1 protein-coding gene is annotated in these 565 nt (G+C 39.1%); it reads right to left on the reverse strand.

Annotated elements, in window-relative coordinates:
- On the reverse strand, positions 1-565 hold a 565-nt coding region (locus tag RT41_RS10225), incomplete at both ends, for a DDE-type integrase/transposase/recombinase (protein WP_180752726.1).

The raw sequence follows: 565 nt of genomic DNA on the forward strand, positions 1-565 counted from the left end.
TGAAGAATAACAGCTTCTGGATAGTTTTGTGATTCCAATGCCTTAATCAAAGTCCTTTGTACTAATTCTACAGTCATTCGCTTGTCTAAATCCCAAGCAATGACTTTTTTAGTGTAACGATCCATAATGGTTGAGAGATAAGCCCAGCCTTGTTGAGTCGGGATATAAGTAATATCGGTTGACCAAACCTTATTTTTCTTTGTAGGCTCATTTTGTATGAGGTTCTTTCTTTTAATGCCATCCCTAACGGAGTGTCCTGGTTTAAATTTTTTAACGACGACTGACTTGATCTGAAGTTGTTTCATTATTTTTTGTACGAGGTTTAACCCTACTTTTTCCCCTTGATTTAGTAAGAGGTGCTGAATCTTAGGTGCCCCATAGATTCCCCGATTCGCCTTGAAAAGTTGGACAATCTTAATTGCCAAGTGTTGCCTCCGTAATTGAGTTTTGGAAGGACGTCGATTGATCCGTTCATAATAACTTGATTCAGGGACACCAAGAAGTTGACAGCTGAGCCTGACATTGAGTGCTAAAGTTTTAATGGTTTGAGTCATATCCGCAGCAC

The sequence above is a fragment of the Lactococcus fujiensis JCM 16395 genome, from assembly GCF_002441655.1.
GTDB lineage: Bacteria > Bacillota > Bacilli > Lactobacillales > Streptococcaceae > Lactococcus > Lactococcus fujiensis.